Annotated in this window: 4 protein-coding genes; all 4 read right to left on the reverse strand. The window is 73.4% G+C overall.

The window, feature by feature from the left end; genetic code table 11:
• Positions 1-1,323, reverse strand: a 1,323-nt coding sequence (locus tag RIN75_RS31540; RefSeq protein WP_309115696.1) for a lytic murein transglycosylase, incomplete at its 3' end; no start/stop codon positions are given.
• Between the two features lie 112 nt (positions 1,324-1,435).
• The gene (locus RIN75_RS31545; RefSeq protein ID WP_121231442.1) at positions 1,436-1,927 is read right to left on the reverse strand and encodes a DUF501 domain-containing protein; all 492 of its coding nucleotides are present in this window, start codon (positions 1,925-1,927) and stop codon (positions 1,436-1,438) included.
• Positions 1,924-2,748: a septum formation initiator family protein gene (locus tag RIN75_RS31550; protein WP_309115697.1), complete on the reverse strand. Its 825-nt coding sequence runs from the start codon at positions 2,746-2,748 to the stop codon at positions 1,924-1,926. Before RIN75_RS31550 ends, RIN75_RS31545 begins: the two co-directional genes overlap by 4 nt.
• The coding region (locus RIN75_RS31555; protein WP_309115698.1) for a phosphopyruvate hydratase at positions 2,748-3,582 on the reverse strand (835 nt) is incomplete at its 5' end. The genes RIN75_RS31550 and RIN75_RS31555, both read right to left, overlap by 1 nt.

The following is a 3,582-nucleotide window of genomic DNA, read 5'->3' on the forward strand; positions in this document are numbered from 1 at the left end:
CGAACTGGTCTGGGACGAACTGGTCTGGGACGAACTGGTCTGGGACGAACTGGTCTGGGACGAACTGGTCTGGGACGAACTGGTCTGGGGCGCCGAGGACTCCGACGTCGTCGACTGGGTCGTGGACGGCGTGGTGGACGGCGTCGTGGTCGTGGTGCAGCCCGGCGCGGACGGCGTGGTGGACGTCGGCGTCGTCGGGCTGGTGCTGGTCGGCGTGGTCGTCGTCGGGCACGACGGGGTCGGCACGAGCGTGATCGTCGTCGGCGACGTGCTCGGCGTGGTGGTCGACGGGTTGCTCGACGACGGCGGGTTGGTCGTCCCCGGCTGACCGGGCTGGCTCGGCTGGCTGGGCTGACCCGGCTGGCCGGGGTTGCCCGGGAGCTGGCTGCCGGGGCTGGTGACCGGCGCGTAGTCGTCGTCCGACCCGATCAGGCCGGGCAGCGGGGTCACGCCGTCGGCGTACGCGTCGGCCCAGTACAGGACCGTCCGCACGTACTCCTCGGAGTGGTTGTACCGGAACACCGCGCGCGCCCGCTGCTGCGGGTCGTTCAGGTTCGCCCCGCCCGCGCACAGGTAGTTGCCCGCGCCGACGGTGGCGTCGAAGACGTTGTTCGGGTTGGTCTCGCCGTCGCCGTTGCCGTCCGCGGCGTACGCGGCCCACGTGGACGGGATGAACTGCATCGGGCCCACCGCCCGGTCCCACGTGGTGTCCTGGTCGTACCGGCCGCCGTCGGTGTCGCGGATGGCCGCCATGCCCGGACCGCCGTTGAGCACCGGCCCGAGGATCGGGTGCACGGTGGTGCCGGCGGCGTCCACGCGCCCGCCGCGGGCGTGGCCGGACTCGATGCGCCCGATGCCCGCCAGCAGCGACCAGTGCAGGTTGCAGCCGGGCGTGGTGGCGGCCAGGCGGTTCGCGGCCTTCATGTACGCGTCGAGCATGACGCCGGGGATGCCGAGCTTGCCCGCCACGGTCTCGCCGTCGAGCCCGTCGAACGGGCCGAGGTCGTCGAGGAAGTCCGACGGGTCGGCGGCCTCGGCGAGCAGCGCGGCGCTCAGCTCGTCGGCCTCGGGCAGCCGGCCGTTCACGCCCAGCGCGCTCGAGTCGCTCATGCTGCCCAGCACGTCGCCCAGACCGGGCGGCACGGCCTCGATGTCCGAGCTGCCGGAGACGTTGACCCAGTCGACGGCCGAGGTGGTGTGCAGCAGGACAGGCGCGAGCATCGCGCACGTCGCCGTCGCGGCCAACCCCCACTGCCGGGGCGTCAGCGTGGCCTGACGTAGTGCTTTGCGCTTGCGTCCCCGTCGTCGCTTCGGCACAGCCACGAACTCCACTCCTCGGCGATTCCCGCTTCGGCCCCGACGACCAGCGTGCCTGATCCAAACGGCCGTGTCACGGTCCCGGGTCCGTTCTCTGTCCGGAGAACTGCCCCTACGGTCAGTTTTTCACCTTTGACGCGCAATTTCCGCTCGGCCACTCGTCGGCGAGCAGCGCGAGGGCCTCGTCGCCGAAGGGGTTCACCCCCGGCCCGGCGGCCAACGCGTGCGCCACGTGGACGTGGAGGCACTTCACCCGGCCCGGCATGCCGCCCGCGGTGACGGTCGTGCCCAGCGGTTCGATCGCGTCCCGTTCAGCCAAGTACGACTCGTGGGCGCGCAGGTAGTGCTGCGCCAACTGTTCATCCGTCGCCAGCCGATCGGTCATCTCCTTCATCACGCCGGCGCTCTCCAGCCGGCTGACGAGGGAGTTGAGCCGCGGGCAGGTCAGGTAGTACAGGGTCGGGAACGGGGTGCCGTCCGGGAGGCGCGGGCTGGTCTGCACGACCGCCGGGTGCCCGCTGGGGCACCGCGCCGCCACCGCGCGCATGCCGCGCGGGGTGCGTCCCAGCTGTTCGGCGACGATCGCCTTGTCCTCGTCGCTCACCGTCATCGTGCCGCCACCGAATCCCACAACTGCTCGTACCACGCCTTGTCCGCCGCCGGCGCCGTCGCCGGGCGCTCGTCTTCCAGTTTCCGCTCCGCGTCGCCGGGGAGCTGCACGACGTAGGGCGTCTCCCCCGGTCGCACGTAGTGCAGCCGCCGACGCGCCTCGGCTTCGAGGTGCGCCGGGTCGGCGAGTTCGTGCTTGCGCTGCTCCAGGCGGTTCACCTCGGCGCGCAGGGTCTCCTGCGACGCGGTGACCTCCCGCAGTTCCTCGCGCTGGGCGAGGTAGGTCCGCAGCGGGACGGCGATGCTCAGCGCCAGCGCGCACACGACCATCGCCAGCAGTGCGGCCCGGCGGGTGCCGGTCATGCCGAACGCGCCACCGGTGCCTTCGCGGGTCCGCGCCTTCGACTGGGGGCGCGCCGCCCGTGCCGCCGCCCGAGCCGCCTGGGCCGCCGCCCGGGCCTGCGCGGCCTTGCTCGGCCGCCGCCCGCCCTCACCGGGCCTGCCGAACCCGCTCGCGCCCGCCCCGCTCGCGCCCGCCCGGCCGCCCCGAGCCCACCCGGAACCCGAGCCCCGCGACCCAGCGCCGCCGGAGCCGGACCCGCCACCCGAGGAGCCCCGCGAGCCCGCCGCGCCGCCCGAAGCCGAGCCGCTCGAAGCCGAGCCGCTCGAACCCGTTCGGCCGGAGCCGGACGCACCCCCGGAGCCGGTGCCGCGGCCCGTGCCGCCCGAGGCCCGCGTCGTGCGGCCCCGGGTCGTCCGGTCAGGCCGGGACCCCGGCGCGGCGCCTCGGCCGCGTCGGGAGCCCCGGTCCCCGTCCGCCATCAGCTCTCCGGCGTGTACCGCGGGAAGGCCAGGTCGCCGGCGTAGCGCGCGGCGTCGCCGAGGGCCTCCTCGATCCGCAGGAGCTGGTTGTACTTGGCCGTCCGCTCACCGCGGGCCGGCGCGCCGGTCTTGATCTGGCCGACGCCGGTGGCCACCGCCAGGTCGGCGATGGTGGTGTCCTCGGTCTCGCCGGACCGGTGGGACATCATCGACTTGTAGCCGTACGAGGTGGCCAGCGCGACCGCGTCCAGGGTCTCGGACAGCGTGCCGATCTGGTTGACCTTCACCAGCAGCGCGTTGGCGGCGCGGCGGGAGATGCCGTCCTCCAGGCGCTCCGGGTTGGTGACGAACAGGTCGTCGCCCACCAGCTGCACCTTCTCGCCCAGCTCGGCGGTCATCTGCACCCAGCCGTCCCAGTCGTCCTCGGACAGCGGGTCCTCGATGGACACCAGCGGGTAGGAGTTGACCAGCTCGGTGTAGTAGCCGGTCATCTGCTCGGCGCTGCGCTTGGTCTTCTCGAACGTGTAGGCGCCGTCGGCGAAGAACTCGGTCGCCGCCACGTCCAGGGCCAGCGCGACGTCGCGGCCCGGGGTGTAGCCGGCCTTCTCGATCGCCTGGAGGATCAGGTCCAGCGCGTCGCGGTTGCTGGACAGGTTCGGCGCGAAGCCGCCCTCGTCGCCCAGGCCGGTGGCCAGGCCCTTGCTCTTCAGCACGGACTTGAGCGCGTGGTAGACCTCGGTGCCCCAGCGCAGCGCCTCGCGGAAGGAGTCGGCGCCGATCGGCGCGATCATGAACTCCTGGATGTCCACGTCGGTGTCGGCGTGCGCGCCGCCG

The sequence above is a fragment of the Saccharothrix sp. genome, assembly GCF_031180885.1.
Classification (GTDB): domain Bacteria; phylum Actinomycetota; class Actinomycetes; order Mycobacteriales; family Pseudonocardiaceae; genus Actinosynnema.